This window comes from Spartinivicinus marinus (genome assembly GCF_026309355.1).
GTDB lineage: Bacteria > Pseudomonadota > Gammaproteobacteria > Pseudomonadales > Zooshikellaceae > Spartinivicinus > Spartinivicinus marinus.
This window is the reverse complement of the sequence record NZ_JAPJZK010000001.1, coordinates 6198878-6215079: the sequence shown is the minus strand read 5'-3', so window position 1 is coordinate 6215079 and position 16202 is coordinate 6198878. Positions and strand designations below refer to the sequence as shown.

At 40.4% G+C, this 16202-nt stretch carries 12 protein-coding genes; 10 read left to right on the top strand and 2 right to left on the bottom strand.

The window, feature by feature from the left end; genetic code table 11:
- Positions 1-2: 2 nt before the first annotated feature.
- The 10 genes from flgC (at position 3) to flgL (ending at position 12456) form a co-directional block, all read left to right on the top strand.
- On the top strand, positions 3-449 hold the full coding sequence (gene flgC / locus OQE68_RS27320; RefSeq protein ID WP_180566871.1) for a flagellar basal body rod protein FlgC: 447 nt from the start codon (positions 3-5) through the stop codon (positions 447-449).
- Positions 450-517: 68 nt separating this feature from the next.
- Positions 518-1216, top strand: coding sequence for a flagellar hook assembly protein FlgD (locus tag OQE68_RS27315; RefSeq protein ID WP_180566872.1), 699 nt, complete (start codon positions 518-520; stop codon positions 1214-1216).
- 171 nt (positions 1217-1387) lie between these two features.
- Positions 1388-3400, top strand: coding sequence for a flagellar hook-basal body complex protein (locus tag OQE68_RS27310; RefSeq protein WP_180566873.1), 2013 nt, complete (start codon positions 1388-1390; stop codon positions 3398-3400).
- A 172-nt stretch (positions 3401-3572) separates the two neighbouring features.
- Positions 3573-4319: a flagellar basal body rod protein FlgF gene (locus tag OQE68_RS27305; RefSeq protein WP_180566874.1), complete on the top strand. Its 747-nt coding sequence runs from the start codon at positions 3573-3575 to the stop codon at positions 4317-4319.
- Positions 4320-4354: 35 nt separating this feature from the next.
- The gene (gene flgG / locus OQE68_RS27300) at positions 4355-5140 is read left to right on the top strand and encodes a flagellar basal-body rod protein FlgG (RefSeq protein ID WP_180566875.1); all 786 of its coding nucleotides are present in this window, start codon (positions 4355-4357) and stop codon (positions 5138-5140) included.
- A gap of 55 nt (positions 5141-5195) precedes the next feature.
- Positions 5196-5891, top strand: a complete 696-nt coding sequence (gene flgH / locus OQE68_RS27295; RefSeq protein WP_180566876.1) for a flagellar basal body L-ring protein FlgH — start codon at positions 5196-5198, stop codon at positions 5889-5891.
- Positions 5892-6075: 184 nt separating this feature from the next.
- Entirely contained in the window at positions 6076-7209 is a 1134-nt protein-coding gene (locus OQE68_RS27290; protein WP_434801416.1) for a flagellar basal body P-ring protein FlgI, read from the top strand.
- Between the two features lie 61 nt (positions 7210-7270).
- Positions 7271-8353 carry a flagellar assembly peptidoglycan hydrolase FlgJ gene (flgJ, locus tag OQE68_RS27285; protein WP_180566877.1) on the top strand — a complete coding sequence of 361 codons (1083 nt, stop codon included), beginning with the start codon at positions 7271-7273 and terminating at the stop codon, positions 8351-8353.
- A 75-nt stretch (positions 8354-8428) separates the two neighbouring features.
- Positions 8429-11206 carry a flagellar hook-associated protein FlgK gene (gene flgK, locus OQE68_RS27280; RefSeq protein ID WP_180566878.1) on the top strand — a complete coding sequence of 926 codons (2778 nt, stop codon included), beginning with the start codon at positions 8429-8431 and terminating at the stop codon, positions 11204-11206.
- 11 nt (positions 11207-11217) lie between these two features.
- Positions 11218-12456 (top strand): flagellar hook-associated protein FlgL, encoded by a 1239-nt coding sequence (gene flgL, locus OQE68_RS27275; RefSeq protein WP_180566879.1) that lies wholly within the window; start codon positions 11218-11220, stop codon positions 12454-12456.
- Here flgL and OQE68_RS27270 read toward each other — a convergent pair.
- Entirely contained in the window at positions 12451-14439 is a 1989-nt protein-coding gene (locus OQE68_RS27270) for a class I SAM-dependent methyltransferase (RefSeq protein WP_180566880.1), read from the bottom strand. The genes flgL and OQE68_RS27270 overlap by 6 nt on opposite strands.
- Before the next feature lie 18 nt (positions 14440-14457).
- Positions 14458-16080 carry a methyltransferase regulatory domain-containing protein gene (locus OQE68_RS27265; protein WP_180566881.1) on the bottom strand — a complete coding sequence of 541 codons (1623 nt, stop codon included), beginning with the start codon at positions 16078-16080 and terminating at the stop codon, positions 14458-14460.
- Between the last annotated feature and the right edge of the window lie 122 nt (positions 16081-16202).

Here is a 16202-nt window from a genome sequence, read left to right as displayed (position 1 = left end):
CAATGGCTTTAGTCAATGTGTTTAATATTTCTGGGTCGGGGATGTCGGCCCAGTCGGTTCGACTGAATACAGTGGCTAGCAATATTGCTAATGCTGAAACAGCGAGCAGTAGTATTGATAAAACCTATCGCGCTCGGTACCCCGTATTTACTGCTATCAGTCCAGCACAACAGGATCTCTCTTTTAATCAGTTTTTGCATGAACAACAACCGCAACCTGAAAAAGGGGTTATGGTAAAAGCCATTGTGGAAAGTAAAGCGCCTTTACAAAGGCGTTATGAACCGGATCACCCGATGGCAAATAATGAAGGATATGTTTTTTACCCAAATATTAATGTGGTAGAGCAAATGACCGATATGATTTCAGCCTCTCGCTCATTTCAAACGAATGTGGAAATTATGAATACGGCAAAAACAATGCTACAGAAAGTGCTGACATTAGGGCAGTAAGGGTAGCAATAGTCAATTGCTGGTATGCATTGTACTTTTGTTGATTGAAGGTTCTGTGAGGTGTTCCAATGAGCACGCCAATAACAAATAATAGTAACACTAATGCGACTAATGCAGTTATAGAAAAATATAAACTGCAGCAACCGAAGCAAAATGATGCCAATACGGAGTTAGGTAAGAATCAGTTTTTAGAGTTGATGATTACCCAAATGAAGCATCAGGATCCATTGAATCCACAAAAAAATGAAGAGTTTGTTGCCCAACTGGCTCAATTCAGTTCGGTTGAAGGGATAACAAATCTGAATCAAACCGTTGAGTCAATGGCGAGTGCATTTAACTCCAGCCAGGCATTGCAGGCCTCAGCATTAGTGGGACGAAAAGTATTGGTACCCACCTCCTTCAGTGATTTGGAAGCGGGAGGAAAAGTAGTTGGGGTGATTGATATACCACAACCGATTAATAATTTATTCGTTGAAATATACAGCAGTAGTAGTAATCAGCCCATAAAACAAATGAATTTAGGTAAGCAGCTGGCAGGTGAGCTAGATATTAGCTGGGATGGAAAAGATAATAATAACCAAGCTCAGCCTGCAGGAAAATACCGCTTTAAAGCGTATACCCAGATTGATGGAAAACAAGTGCCACTAAATACCTTGTTAGGAGCGAATGTTAATAGTGTTACCTTGGGTGGCTTAAATAATGTGCTATTAAATGTTGAAGGAGTACAAGGAGAGGTGAGACTCAATGAAGTGAAACGGATTCAATAACAATTATTAGAGGTGTCCTCATTTATTAGGTAAAAACCAGAGCTTCATGAATATACCCGCAGTGTACGGTATAGCAATCAATGTAGTACAGCAAGTGTAGTATCTATTTCAGGGAAGTATCTCATTTGAGATCATACCTGTAGCAGTCAGTTATGCTGAGAGGATAGTCGTATGGGATTTAATACTGGCTTAAGCGGTTTAAAAGCAGCCACGATTGATTTGGATGCAATAGGCAATAACATAGCAAATGGGAGTACAATTGGTTTTAAAAACTCAAGGGCTGAGTTTCATGATTTATTTTCACGTTCGTTTGGTGGTAGTGCCAGTCAAGCGGGCAATGGTGTTATTGTACAAGCGGTTGCACAGCAGTTTAGCCAGGGTAACCTTAAACCTACTGAGCGTAACTTAGACTTATCAATCAATGGCACTGGTTTTTTTATTACGCGGGCGTCTGATGGTGTCAATTACACACGACAAGGCATTTTTGGCGTTAATAGAGATGGGCAGATCGTAACCAATACGGGTGATTTTTTACAAGGATTTATTGCTGATGCAACTGGAGCCATTGTGCCTGGGGTGTTGTCAGATTTACAAGTCGGTGAACAATTTCAAGACCCGCGGTTAACCAGTAATGTTGACATTAGTTTTAATGTTGATTCGAGAGAAACAGTATTAGCCACGCGAGGCAGTTCCTCACAGGCCAATGCTGTGCTTATTGCCAATGCCCAAGCAGGTATTAATAACGGCTATACGGCAGGTAGTTTTCTTTTACAAAATGTGTCGCAAACCCCGGCAACTACTTTGGCGACTTTAGCGGTGCCAAGTGTAGCGAATTTATCTGCTGGGGCGATTGCCGCTGAGATTGCACAATTAGGCTCTAATAATGGGATAATCAGTGCTAGTGCAAATGCCAGAGCAAAAGTCGATGTGACCACTTTGCCGTTAGGGGGGGCTGCTGTAGCAGGATCATCACTTAGTATCAATGGTCAGGCAGTGAGTTTAACCACGGTGAATAATGTTAATGAACTGGCTACAGCTATTTCTAACTTAACGGGAGTGAGTGCAGCGATTGATGCAGCAGCACCCAATGAAATTCGAATATTTAATAATACTGGGGATGATATTCGAATTGCTATTAATAATACTGGGGTAGGCGCGGGAATTCCTGTTCAGGGGGCGACCACCACCAGCTTTACCAACGCGGGGGCAGCTGTCAATGTGACGGATGGAAATACTGTCACCGTGGGCGGTGAATTATCCTTTCAATTAGAGGAAAATGTTCAAATAGCGGCACCCACATTACCCGCAACCATTTCTAATATTTTTAACTTGCCATTGACTTATTCGCCTTTTGTTGAAAATGATTTTAATCCCAATGATCAGTCAACCTATAATCACGCTACTCAAGTACAAATATTCGACAGCTTAGGTAATCCTCATAACCTGACTTCGTATTTTGTGAAAGAACCTGAGATGACATCAACGCCTAATGTCAGTGACTGGAGTATGTATATATTGATTGATGGTCAAGATGTGGGTGACCCTATTGTGCCAGGAGGTGCGGCAACACGATCAAGGTTTTCGGTGCAATTTGATCGGGAGGGTGGTTTAGTCACTACCAATCCCATTGTCATTACTAACTGGGTCCCGCTTGATACGAATGGAGATCCTATTAATGCACTGCAGCCCGTTAATATTTCGGCTGGTGGTGATGTATTGCCATTACCTGAGCCGCCAACCAGTTCTAATTTTGTTATTGATATTGCAAATTCTACCCAATTTGGGAGCCCATTTGCGGTTGATAGTTTAACCCAAAATGGTTTTGGAGTAGGGCGGCTGACGGATTTAGATGTTAGTCAGGAAGGTATTTTATTTGCCCGTTACACCAATGGACAAAATTCAATTTTAGGCCAGTTAGCTATGGCTAATTTTGTTAATCCGCAGGGGTTAACACCGATAGGAAAAACCGCTTGGATAGAATCAATAGACTCTGGAGAGCCGGTGGTAGGTGCACCAGGAACTGGGGTGTTAGGCTCAGTGGAGTCTGGTTCTTTAGAAGAGTCAAATGTAGATGTGGCAGAAGAGCTGGTGAATTTAATTATTGCTCAGCGAAATTATCAGGCTAATGCAAAAACCATCCAAACTGAAGATACCATTACCCAAACAATAATCAACTTAAGATAATTATATCCTTCGCTGTGATTATTTAGCTATTTAATTTGCATTTAAAAATGAGTTGTGAAGGGTATAAATTCTTACTTTTTAATGACAATGATATAAAGAGCCAGTTTTGTAAAAGCTGGTTTTTTTTTTGCAAAGATATTCCTGATCTGATTAACCATGGGTATCAATTCTTATGGATAAAGCATTATATATAGCCATGACAGGGGCTGTGCAAAATATGCAGGCTCAATCAATTCGAGCCAATAATTTGGCAAATGTGAATACCACAGGGTTTAAGGCTGATTTTGAACAAGCCCGGTCCATGCCTGTATTTGGTGAGTTTTACCCCAGCCGGGCTTATGCATTAACGGAAAACCCGGCTACCAACTATAACCCTGGTTGGCTTCAAGAGACGGGTAATGATTTCGATGTCGCCATCAAAGGTGATGGCTGGATTGCTGTAATAGGCCCTGATGGTACAGAACGTTATACTCGGGTAGGAAATTTATCCATTGGCCCTAATGGACAGCTTTATACCGGCAATAATTTGCAGGTACTTGGTGATGGGGCGCCTATTGTTATTCCAGAGTTTGATAAAATTGAAATTGGTCTTGATGGCACAATCAGTATTCGTCCGCGAGGCCAAGGGCCGCAAGAATTAGCACAAATTGATCGAATTCGATTAGTCAATCCTCCTCTAGAACAGCTGGAAAAAGATGAAAATGGTTTATTTAAACTAAAAGAAGAAGGCGCAGGTGCCGTACTGCCTGATGCTAATGTCAGATTAGTGGCTGGTTTTTTAGAGGGAAGTAATGTGAGTGCCGTAGAGGAAATGATTCATTTATTATCATTAGCTCGTCAATATGAAGTTCATGTAAAAATGATGAGCCGTGCGGATGAAAATGCTGAGGCAATGGCGCGCATATTGCAGATTGGTTAGTAAACGTTAGGAAATAGGATGTTAGGAGCACAGCTATGCACCCTTCTCTTTGGATCAGCAAAACCGGCATGCACGCCCAAGACAAGCAACTATCAGTGGTTGCCAATAATTTAGCGAATGTCGCAACAGTAGGTTTTAAAAGAGATAGAGCAGAGTTTGAAGATTTATTTTATCAAATCCAGCGGCAACCTGGTGCACAATCCACTCAAGATAATCAAATTCCCTCAGGCTTACAAATAGGCACTGGTGTAAGGGTGGTTAGCACTCAAAAAGTATTTTCAACCACAGGTTTTCAAACGACGGAACAGCCGCTTGATGTGGCAATTAATGGTCGTGGTTTTTTTCAAATATTATTACCCGATGGCACCATTGCTTATTCTCGAAATGGACAGTTTCATTTAAATTCAGATGGTGATGTAGTGAACGGTAATGGTTTGCCACTAGAGCCTGGTATAACTGTACCTAGAGATGCCACTAATTTTACGGTGGGTGAAGATGGTACGGTCACCATTCAAACACCAGGTAATGTTCAACCGCAGCAATTGGGGCAAATTACCCTAGTAGATTTTGTAAACCCTGGTGGCTTACAGGCAGTGGGAAGTAATTTATTTTTAGCAACTGGTGCTAGTGGTGATCCGGTTGAGGGTACTCCAGGACAAGATGGTTTAGGGTTTCTTAAACAATATACACTGGAAAGTTCTAATGTTAGTGTGGTAGAGGAAATGGTCAATATGATTACCACCCAACGAGCTTATGAAATGAACTCAAAAGTTATTGCTACTGCGGATCAAATGCTGCAGTTTGTTAATCAAAATGTTTAATCAGGATTAAGCGGTAGCCATAAAACTTGTAACAGCCGCTTAGGGAGTAGTAATAATGAAATCCAGAAAACTGTTATTTATTGTTATTGCTGCATCAATAATATCTGTTTTACCCGGTTGTATTTCGTTACCAGCAGAGCCTAATGACCCGGCGTATGCCCCAGTTTATCCTGCCACTCCAAAACCTGCAGAATTAAATAATGGTGCTATTTATCAGTCTGGTTTTGAAATTACGTTATATGAAGACCGCAAAGCCCATCGGGTGGGGGATATAATTACCATTCAATTAAATGAATCGACTCGTGCAAAAAAAGAAGCAGATACTGAGCTGAGTAAAAATACTGATGCGACAGTAGCGAATCCAACTGTACTAGGGAAAACAGCAAAAGGTTTATTTGGTAACGATTTAAGTCTATCAACAACGTTATCAGCTGATCGAGAATTTGAAGCAGAAACTGAGTCAGAGCAAAGTAACAGCTTAAGCGGCAACATTACAGTAACAGTTTCAGAAGTATTACCTAACGGTTTATTAAAAGTGCGAGGAGAAAAATGGCTGACGTTAAACCGTGGTGACGAATATATTCGGATTACCGGGATGGTCAGGCCAGATGACATCGGCCCAGACAATGTGGTGTCTTCACAAAAAGTTGCTGATGCACGGATTACTTACAGTGGACGGGGTGAATTAGCCGATTCTAATACCGCTGGCTGGATTACCCGGTTAATTTTAAGTGCATTTTTTCCATTTTAACCAACATGCTTATTCTTAGGTGGATAACAAAGCTTTTGGAGTCTTTCGTAAAGTTGCTGTAGCTCTCTCTCCCTTTGGGATAGGGATGGGGTGAGGGAGTGTAGGAAATAGCTTTTATTTGATATGGAATAATAGGATAGGTAATTGTAAATTTTTTATCTTTAGTTTATGGGAAAAATGTGCTGTGAATAGACAAGTAGCAATTAATGTAACGAATAAAATCACTAAATTGTTAGTAGGTTGGTTATTCGTGATTGGATCATTAAGTGCCACTGCCGAACGGCTAAAAGACTTGGCTAGTATTGCTGGGGTCAGGTCCAACCAGCTGGTTGGTTATGGACTTGTAGTTGGTTTAGATGGTACTGGTGATAAAACCAGTCAAACTCAATTTACCTCACAATCATTTATGAGTATGTTACGGGAATTTGGTATTAATTTACCTCCTGGGATCAATCCTCAATTAAAAAATGTAGCAGCGGTTGCGATTCATACTGATTTACCCCCATTTGCCAAGCCAGGACAAAAAATCGACATAACGGTTTCCTCTATTGGTAATGCCAAAAGTTTACGTGGAGGTAGTTTATTATTAACGCCATTAAAAGGTGCTGATGGGCGAGTGTATGCGATTGCACAAGGTAATTTAGTTGTTGGTGGATTAGGCGTTGAAGGGGCTGATGGCTCTAAAATAACCATTAATGTGCCCAGTGTAGGCCGTATACCAAATGGTGCAACTGTTGAGCGGGCAGTTCCTAGCGGATTTAATCGTCATAATAAAATTATACTCAACTTAAACCGTTATGATTTTACCTCAGCCAAAAGAGTCAGTGATCAAATAAACCAATTGCTTGGACCAAACATCGCTAAAGCCATTGATGGTGGTTCTATCGAAGTTACTGCACCACTCGATCCTTCCCAGCGAGTGACTTATATGTCAGTGCTGGAAAATTTAGAAATTGACCCTGGTGAGGCACCAGCAAAAGTGGTCATTAATTCCCGTACAGGTACGATTGTTATCGGTAAACATGTCAGGGTGTCACCCGCGGCAGTCACCCACGGAAATTTAGTTGTCACAATTAGTGAAGATGCAGCTGTCAGTCAGCCCAACGAACTGGGAGAAGGAGACACTGTGGTGGTACCACAGTCGAATTTAGGTGTTGAGCAGGAAAGTAATAAAATGTTTTTATTTAAACCTGGTGTTACTTTAAATGAAATTGTTCGAGCAGTAAATCAGGTTGGGGCGGCTCCAGGTGATTTAATGGCAATATTAGAGGCACTGAAAGAGGTAGGAGCACTAAGGGCAGATTTGGTTGTCATTTAATGATAAAAACTATTCTCATTTGAATCAATGAATGTAAGTGTAACTTTGGGAGGATTAGGCGATGGAGCATCAGCCTGCAAGCATGTACACCCAATTAAATAGTTTACAAAACTTAAAAGGGCTTGAGAAAAAAAATCCGACCCAAGCGTTAGAAAAAGTTGCCAAAGAGTTTGAATCGTTATTTACTCATATGCTGTTAAAAAGCATGCGAGCTGCTAATCAAGTGTTTAAGGAAGGCAATTATTTCAATAGTAATGAAACGCAATTTTTTGAGGAAATGCTTGATAGCCAGTTATCGGTGGAGTTATCTAAAGGAAAAGGTATTGGGTTGGCAGATATGTTGATCAAACAGATGGCACCACAAGTAGCTGCCAGTCAACCTCAAGCGACACCAATGCCGTTTGATCAAGCGGCTAAACAACGGCAGCTATCTTATACGTTAAGTTATGTTCAAGCGATGAAAGCCCCGTCTGGACAAGAAGATAAGCTAAATGATAATCAACGCAAGGATAATCTGGCTCAACTAAAACATCCGCCTCTTTATAATGCTGTAATAGTTGAAGAGGAAAAACGTTTAGCGGATAAGCATCATCAACCGATCACAACCAAACTGACAAATATATTAAGTCAGTTGGCAGGTACTACAGCGATAGATCCTAATAAATTTAGTCGGCCCGACGCATTTATAAAGCATGTTTATCCGATTGCTAAAAAGCTCACCAGTGCTTTCGGTTTTAACCCGGCGGTGTTAGTTGCTCAAGCGGCATTAGAAACCGGTTGGGGAAAACACATTATTAAACATAACGATGGTAACTCCAGCTATAACTTATTTGGTATTAAAGCTGATCGACGCTGGCAGGGAGATAAAACTCATGTCAATACTACTGAATACCGGCAAGGGGTTGCCATCAAAGAAAAAGCGGCTTTCCGTTCCTATGACTCGATTGCCGCCAGTATTAATGATTATATGGATTTTTTGCAAGTAAATCCGCGTTATCAAACAGCATTGACCAAACGTGATAACCCGGAACAATTCTTGAAAGCATTACAGCAGGCAGGTTATGCAACGGACCCTAATTATGCGAAAAAGATTTTGAAAATAGCGAATGGGCCGTTATTTAGATCAACTATAGATAAATTATAATATTACAATTATTAAACTACCTGCCAGAGACTGATTGAAAAGTCATTCGCGAAGAGTATATTTAGGAGTTTTACCATGGCAGGTAATATACTGCAAATCGGTACCACTGCCTTACAAGCTTATCAACGGGCATTAGCCACCACTGGCCATAATGTTGCTAATGCACATACCCCAGGCTTCTCTCGCCAGGACACCATTTTTAATACCCAGCGAGAGCAGTTCATTGGTGGCGTTTTCTCTGGCAGAGGGGTACAAATTACTGATATAAGGCGAATTGCTAATGAATTTGTCACCAATCAATTACGTTTGGATACCGCCAGTTTTTTCCAGCTAAATGCGTTTGATCAGAATATACGGCAATTGGACTCTGTGTTAGCTGATGAAACCACAGGGTTAAGTGTGGGGCTGGATAAATTTTTCAATGCCATGCAAGCGGCTTCTGAAAACCCAACATCTATACCTGCTCGCCAACTGGTGCTAACTGAAGCAGAAGGTTTAGCTACTCGTTTTAATACTTTATTTGCAACTTTTGAAGAGCAAAACCAAGCATTGAATACTGAAATTGAGGCATTAATAGGACAGGTGAGTTCTTTAGCGGCAGGTATTGCTGAATTAAACTTACAGATTTCCAGTGTAGCTGGGAGCAGCACGGCTGGTCAACCAAATGACTTGCTTGATAAGCGTGACGAGTTGCTTAGAGAATTATCTGAAATTGTGGGGGTTCAGGTCGTTCGTCAGGATGATAACACGATTAATGTATTTATTGGTAAAGGTCAGGCGCTTGTATTAGGTAGCAGTAGTGCTGAATTAATTACTCAATCGGGTGGAGCGAATAATGAAGGCTTAAATGTGGTAGTAAAGGGTACTAGTCAGCCATTAAATCAGGATTTAACCGGGGGTACCTTAGGTGGCTTAATCACTTATCGTGATAAGATTTTAGATCCGTCTTTTACCAATTTAGGTTTAGTCGCTGTTGGGTTGGCAAAAACGGTTAATGATCAGCAACGGATGGGGTTAGATTTAACTGGTAGTTTTGGTGAGCGAATTTTTAATGATGTTAATGATAGGCAGACTACACTAGATCGGGTATTTGGTGATATTCAAAATGCATTGCCCGTCGATCGGGTATTGTCACTAGTGATTAAAGATGTACAACAAATACAGGCAAGTGATTACACGTTTAACTTTCCAGGCCCCGATAACTTTACCTACTCAATTACCCGAAATAGTGATGGCGTTATTGTTAAGCAGGGCTCTATTAGTGGCTCATTTCCAGAAACACTAGAGTTTGACGGTTTAGAGTTAACCTTAGAAAGTGGTTCTTTTCAAGGGGGAGATACGTTCTTTTTACAGCCTACCCGACGAGCCTCTCGGGATTTTACTGCTGTGATGGGTGACCCAAGAGAATTAGCGTTTGCCGCAGCAATTCGGACCCTCAGCTCAACCACGAATCAAGGAACAGGATCAATTTCTCAAGGAGATGTTTTTCAGGTGTATGATCAGGTATCGGGGGCTTTATTACCGGCTTTTGCTACATCAGGCCAACTGTCACCACCTATTATTATTAAGTTCACTAGTTTAACAACTTATGATGTGTTGGATAACTCTGATCCTGCTAATCCTAAACAACTAGTGCCGCCTATTCGCAATCAGGTTTTTGTACCTGGGACGCAAAAAAATGTCTTTACTACTGATGTGAATGAAACGATAGGAAGCACTCAGCAACGGGGTACGGGAAGTGTCGGTTTTGTAACGGCTCCAGTGATTAATCCAGTGGCACCTAATCCTGTTAATAATTATCCAGTTCAAAACATTGATATTTTTAAGCGAGACCCTACCACTGGAGTAATTACTACAACCAATGTAACTACGGTGCTCAATGCTTCAGCTCAGGAAATTGCTAATCAACTGACTCAAGTGGATGGAGTGACTGCCAATGCTTTTAATCAGGTGGAGTTAAGGAGTATTACAGGAGCTGCTGGCAGTGCAATGGAGTTTTTTCTGAACGGGGAAGATTTGACCAATCCTGCCTTAGGGCCTGTACCAACACCTGATACCAACCCATTATTGAATCAACCATATATTCAGTTTTTGGCTGATAGAGTAAATAATAATGGTAATTTAACCAATCAGGGGATTCGAGCAGTAGTTTCTGAATCAGGAGGGCCACCACCGATCCCCACATTAAAAATATTTGCAACAACTGGCGTAGACTTGGATGTAGGATTACGAACATCTATCGGGGCGGGCAGTGTTGAAGTCACCAATGGTGAAGCGGGTGGTTCATTTTCTAGCCAAACGTTAGATGGTGCTGTGGCGGGTGCAGGTAATCAGCATGTCACGACCATTGGTGGTAGTATCGATGTCACTATGGCGGATGGCGTTACTATGCGTACAACACCCGTTGTGAGTAACTTATTTGGTGATACCGCTTCGTTCAATTTTGCGCAAAAGTCTTTTAAGGGCTACCAGGTTACAGTTCAAGGTAGGCCGCAACCCAATGACACCTTTACTATCGATTTTAATAGTAATGGCACGTCTGATAATCGCAATGGATTTAAGCTAGCCAATTTAAGTACGGATAAAACCTTATTTAATGGCACCACCAGTTATGCTGAAGGTTATGCGCAATTTATAGAGTTTGTTGGGGTTAATGCGAGTCAAGCAGATATCGATAAGGCGGCAAGTGAAACCTTATTAGCACAAACGGAAGGGGTTAGACAGTCAGAATCAGGGGTCAATTTAGATGAAGAGGCCTCTAACTTAATTCGGTTTCAACAGGCCTATAATGCTTCTGCTCAATTGGTGAATGTGGCCAGGGAATTATTTGATACCCTGTTAAACAGTGTATAGAGAAGCTCATTATGCGAATTTCAACAGTTGATATATTTAGATTAGGCATTAATCAAATACAAAAAAATAGTGCTGAGTTATTAAACACTCAGCAACAGGTTGCTACAGGACGACGGGTGGTAACCCCTGGTGATGATCCGGTGGCTTCAACAAAAATTGTTGCGATTCAACAAGAGCAGGCAATTGCAGCACAATATCGGCGTAATTTAGATGCAGCAGAGAATAGTTTGAAAATTGAAGAAGCTGCACTGCAAGGGATTAAAAGTGCTTATCAGCGGGTTAGAGAGCTTACCGTTCGAGCGGGTAATGGCAGTTTAAGTGTGACAGATAAGGCTGCTATTGCAGATGAAATAGAAGTTAGACTGAATCAACTACAAGACTTATTTAATCGTAAAAATGCAGATGGGATATTTATCTTTGCTGGGTTTCAGGCCAGTCAACCGCCTTTTATTGAGAAAGTCGGTGGTGGATTTGATTATTTAGGTGATGAAGGCCAACGCTTTCTACAAATTGCTGCCAGTGCCACGGTAGCGATTAATGACAGCGGTAAAGATTTATTTGTGGATGTGGCAAGTAACCAAAAAACGTTTTTAACCTCAGCTAATCCTAATAATACATCTGATCCACCAGCGAAAATTACAGTAGGACAGGTGGTCGATCAAGATGCACTAGATGCCTTTTATCCTGATGATTTACTGATTACGTTTAATCCAGAAACGGCTGTTGTACCAAATGGTGCTAACTATACTGTTACCACTAAGGAAGGAGGGGTCACGTTAGCCAGCAATATACCGTTTCAAGGAGGGGAGTCAATATCCTTTAATGGTATGGCTGTCGTAATTGAGGGCACCCCTAATCAAGGCGATACATTTTTTGTAAATACCAGTGATAAGCAAGATGTGTTAACAACCGTAAAACGTTTGCAAGATGGCTTAAATAACGCACAAAACGACGGACCAGGTAGGGTAACTTTACAAAAGCTATTGGATGATACACTGGTTAATATGGATAATGCGATTGCTAGTTTACTTGAAGTACAAAGCCAGGTAGGAGGGCGATTGAATATTATCGATAGTACACGGGCGCAAAATGAAGAATTTAATATAGTCAGCGAGGAGTTTTTGGCAGAAATTTTGTATGTTGACCAAGCTGAAGCCATTAGTCGGTTATCGCTCCAGAATTTCTTATTGCAAGCAGCTCAGCAGAGTTTTACGACCATTAGTAACCTTTCTCTATTTAATAATTTATAGGGCTTGAGCAAAAAACTGATACATCCCAAGGAAAGCGAACGGATTTTGCTGCTCAAACTGATCCCAGGCTGTAAGGTCTAGCATACTTGCTGGGTTAGGAAACAGTTTTTGAAATTGGGTAAATAACTCATGACTTCTAAAGTAAAAACCTCTGAAGGCTAATGAATGATCTTTTAATAATTTGGCTATTTCCAGTGTTGTATAGCGATGTTCTTGTGCATGAAACAATAAATCACGACACATACTGGTTGAATAAAAGTCACTCACTTTAATGCAGGTATCAAACTTGGATCGTTCTTCGGTTAACGCCCGGTAACGAAACTGGCGAATATTAGCTAGAGTAGGAGTGAGTTCGTTACTGGCGCGAAATTTTTCAATCTCTTGGCGTGCAGTTTGGCTATAAAGACCTAATTTCATTACCCCTTGCTTGACCAGTAATTCACGTAAAACAGCCAGACCATCAGCGGGTCTTTCCATATGGTGGAGTACTCCCACACACTCAATAATGTGAAATTTTTCTTTCAGCGCATTTAACTGCAGAATATCGCCTTGGTAAAAACTAATATTTTTAATCTTGAAGTGATCAGCCATTAGTTTGGCATAGGCTAAACTTCGGCTGCTAAGATCAACCGCAATAATTTGCAGGTCAGGAAATAGTAATGCTTGACTAATGGGGTGTTTACCTGTGCCGCAGCCTGCTACCAGCATTTTCAGTGATTTAGTTGAAAATTTAGGTTTGGTAAAAGGTGGCTTATCAATATGATAGTACTTGATATAATTACAAGGGCTTTTTAACTGAGTGACTTCTGTCCACCGGGGGTAAGGATTTTCTTCATACTGAGCTTTAACGGCAGAGGAGACAGGATTGTCAATGGCTGTTAGTTGAGGGATGGTCTTTGCCAAAGCGGCTTCCTGATATTGTTGATACAGTATTTTTTCGATGCAAGGCTGCATCTCCTGTGGCCAGTCGACTAATGAGTAATGTAATAGTTGCTCGAAATAGGGTTGTTGAGATATTGGTTCATACAATGATACCAATAAAACCAAGCCGGCAATTTGCTCTATGCTGGTATTAGACTCTTTCAGTAAGTTATGGGTAATTTGTTGAATAGAGTCAATGGTTGAGGCTTCATCATTACTAATAAAACTGACGTATTCATTCATGTAACCTTGCAAGGCAAGAGCGCATAGTAGCTTAGTGAAATGCTGAGGAATTTCGCTCAGTTGGACAATAGTATTGAGCAAGTTGTTGCGTACGGCCAGTAAAAACAACTCAATATCAGGGTCTATAATGATAATTCTTTGTAATGCTTCAATCAGAAATTCATCTTGTGTTATATCGTTTAAGTCAAGTGATATAGTGTCAGTTTGCTTTTCAGTCAGCTGATACTTGAATTGAATGAGTGAAGTAATGAGAGTCGCTATTTCTTTACTATCGAAACGGTCATCTTTTAAATAGTCTATGGCACCTTGAACTAATGGTTCACTGTATTTCGTTGCTTCAATATGCTGCAAACATTGTCTTGCTTTAATAATGAGCTGTTTATTGAAAGTAAAGTTATTGGCTGCTTTAGAAAAATTGTAAAAGGCTTCGGTGAACTTACATTGAATATACTGCGCCTCTGCTACCAAAACAGCAAGCAGTGGATTAGGGGGAGACATTTTATCAAGTATTATCACTGTATTGATTATGTCATCAGTTTTTCGATTACATAAATACATGCAGGCATCACGTAAATTGATAAGATAACTGGATTTAATGTGAGTACTTTTTGCTAATATTTGACTAAGCCCCTTAACGTTACCTTTTAGCAAATGGAAGGTGATATTTGCTAAAAAGATAGCAGGGTCATTACAATTTTTTGATTTTATAATAAGGGATAACAGAGATTTTTCACTTAGTTGAGCGGTCTGGTTAATCGTCGTTGTTATTAACTGTTCTGTACTTTCTATGTGTGGTTTTGAATTAACCAGATTATTCATTTTGGCTTTACTCTGAATTTAGTTAATCATTACCCCAATTTGAATAAGGCTATTGAGCAGTGTGGCTAAGATAGTGTTTGCTACTTCATTGTTATTTTTGGCTGTTTTTTGTAATTGTTGGGTGAGAGAAAAGTCTAACTTGCCTTCTTGAAGCAGTTTATCGACAACGTTTGCTAGTTCATGTTGAGTATAGGTTCCGTTAAGATAGGGAATAAACTGCTTTAGGTTATCATCGAGTGATAGAGATTCATGATGCTGGGTCGTAAAGACTTCTTGATTATCGCGAAGCTGCTGGCTTATTAATGGACTAACCAGTGGCTTATCACTTATTTGATTGATACATAATGGTGGATTCACTCTGAATAACCTGAGTGAACCTGCCTGAAAGGCTGTGGTAATATCATCGCACAACTGTTGAATATCTTTTTCTAATAAATCAGGCTGTTGTTTATCAATAGATAGACCTAACTTTTGATAACTCTGTTGGAATAGTTCATTAAAACTTAAACTGCATGGCCAGCTTTCTTCTAAGCTTCTTAATGCTGCTTTGGTAATGGGAATGGAGGCGGTGAGTTCGGGAGACACTTTACTGCTTGAAATAAACGGTACATCAGACTTATCGGTTAAGTTAAACTGCTTATCTTTTACTTTAAGGTCGCTCACTAAGCTTAGTAATCTTATTCGTTGCGTTTCTACAATAGGGTTGATCAGGTGTTGATCATGAACCAATAGACTAGAGCGAAAGGTTCGGGCTACCGTAAAGTCATAATACTGCTCTACCATGACACGGTCTTCAGAATAATCCAGAATTTTCTGTTGATGCTCTTCAGGTAGGTTGCTAATAAAATTATCACTAAAGCAGGCGTCACATAAGTAAGTTAATTGATGTTGTTTTGCCAGCGTCATAAAGTCATAAAAGTAGTAGGGGATATTAAAGTCAGCTAAATGCTCATGCAAAATGTAATGATCAGGCACGCTATTTAAATGTTCCAATTGTTGCTCGAGAATGCTTTTAAAAGGATAACTGGCATTATCTACCGCATATTTTGCATACAACTCTACAATGGCTTTGGCATCTTTAACTTTGTTTTCTAAAGGTGACTTTTGTGTTCTGAGGCGCATCAGGTCTTTTACAATGTTTTTGATATGCCAACCTGGATGTACGTTATAGCTAATGTAAGCGATACCAAATTCACTTAAATGTTTTTTGCAGACTTCAAGAATTTTCTGTTGAACCTGCGCGGGTACCCACGAAAAGACCCCATGACAGATAATAAAATCAAACTGACCAAAGTGTTCATCGACTTGCTCTATGCTTAAACTGAGCAGTTTTATATTATTCAGTCTGAGGTTGGCTGCTTGATTGGTGGCAATATCAATCTGATTCTTTGAAATATCAATACCTATAAATTCACTGTCAGGGTAATTCATTGCCATCGGAATAAGGTTGCCGCCCATTGCACAACCGATTTCCAATACCCGACATTGCAGTGGGTTAACCGGTGTAAAACCAAATAATACCCCTAAACTGGCCAAATGTTCTGGATGGGTTTTTACGAAGGGATCACTGCGATACAAGGTTTCATTGTACGCTTGGGCAATGGTTTGAGAGGCATGATCCCCTTCAACTAAGTTACTCATGGTTGAAATTCCATTACATTACAGAAGCAGTCTAGCTTTGTTATTGTTTATTGTTATAAAGCATAGCGCTTTTAGCCACAATGGGTAGTCAAATTTTGCGCCAGTAGAAAAATAAAAAAAAC

Bases quoted from the DNA above. Each gene is read 5' to 3' on its own strand.
- flgC (WP_180566871.1), top strand. From the start codon at position 3: ATGGCTTTAGTCAATGTGTTTAATATTTCTGGGTCGGGGATGTCGGCC.
- OQE68_RS27315 (WP_180566872.1), top strand. From the start codon at position 518: ATGAGCACGCCAATAACAAATAATAGTAACACTAATGCGACTAATGCA.
- OQE68_RS27310 (WP_180566873.1), top strand. From the start codon at position 1,388: ATGGGATTTAATACTGGCTTAAGCGGTTTAAAAGCAGCCACGATTGAT.
- OQE68_RS27305 (WP_180566874.1), top strand. From the start codon at position 3,573: ATGGATAAAGCATTATATATAGCCATGACAGGGGCTGTGCAAAATATG.
- flgG (WP_180566875.1), top strand. From the start codon at position 4,355: ATGCACCCTTCTCTTTGGATCAGCAAAACCGGCATGCACGCCCAAGAC.
- flgH (WP_180566876.1), top strand. From the start codon at position 5,196: ATGAAATCCAGAAAACTGTTATTTATTGTTATTGCTGCATCAATAATA.
- flgJ (WP_180566877.1), top strand. From the start codon at position 7,271: ATGGAGCATCAGCCTGCAAGCATGTACACCCAATTAAATAGTTTACAA.
- flgK (WP_180566878.1), top strand. From the start codon at position 8,429: ATGGCAGGTAATATACTGCAAATCGGTACCACTGCCTTACAAGCTTAT.
- flgL (WP_180566879.1), top strand. From the start codon at position 11,218: ATGCGAATTTCAACAGTTGATATATTTAGATTAGGCATTAATCAAATA.
- OQE68_RS27270 (WP_180566880.1), bottom strand. From the start codon at position 14,439: ATGAATAATCTGGTTAATTCAAAACCACACATAGAAAGTACAGAACAG.
- OQE68_RS27265 (WP_180566881.1), bottom strand. From the start codon at position 16,080: ATGAGTAACTTAGTTGAAGGGGATCATGCCTCTCAAACCATTGCCCAA.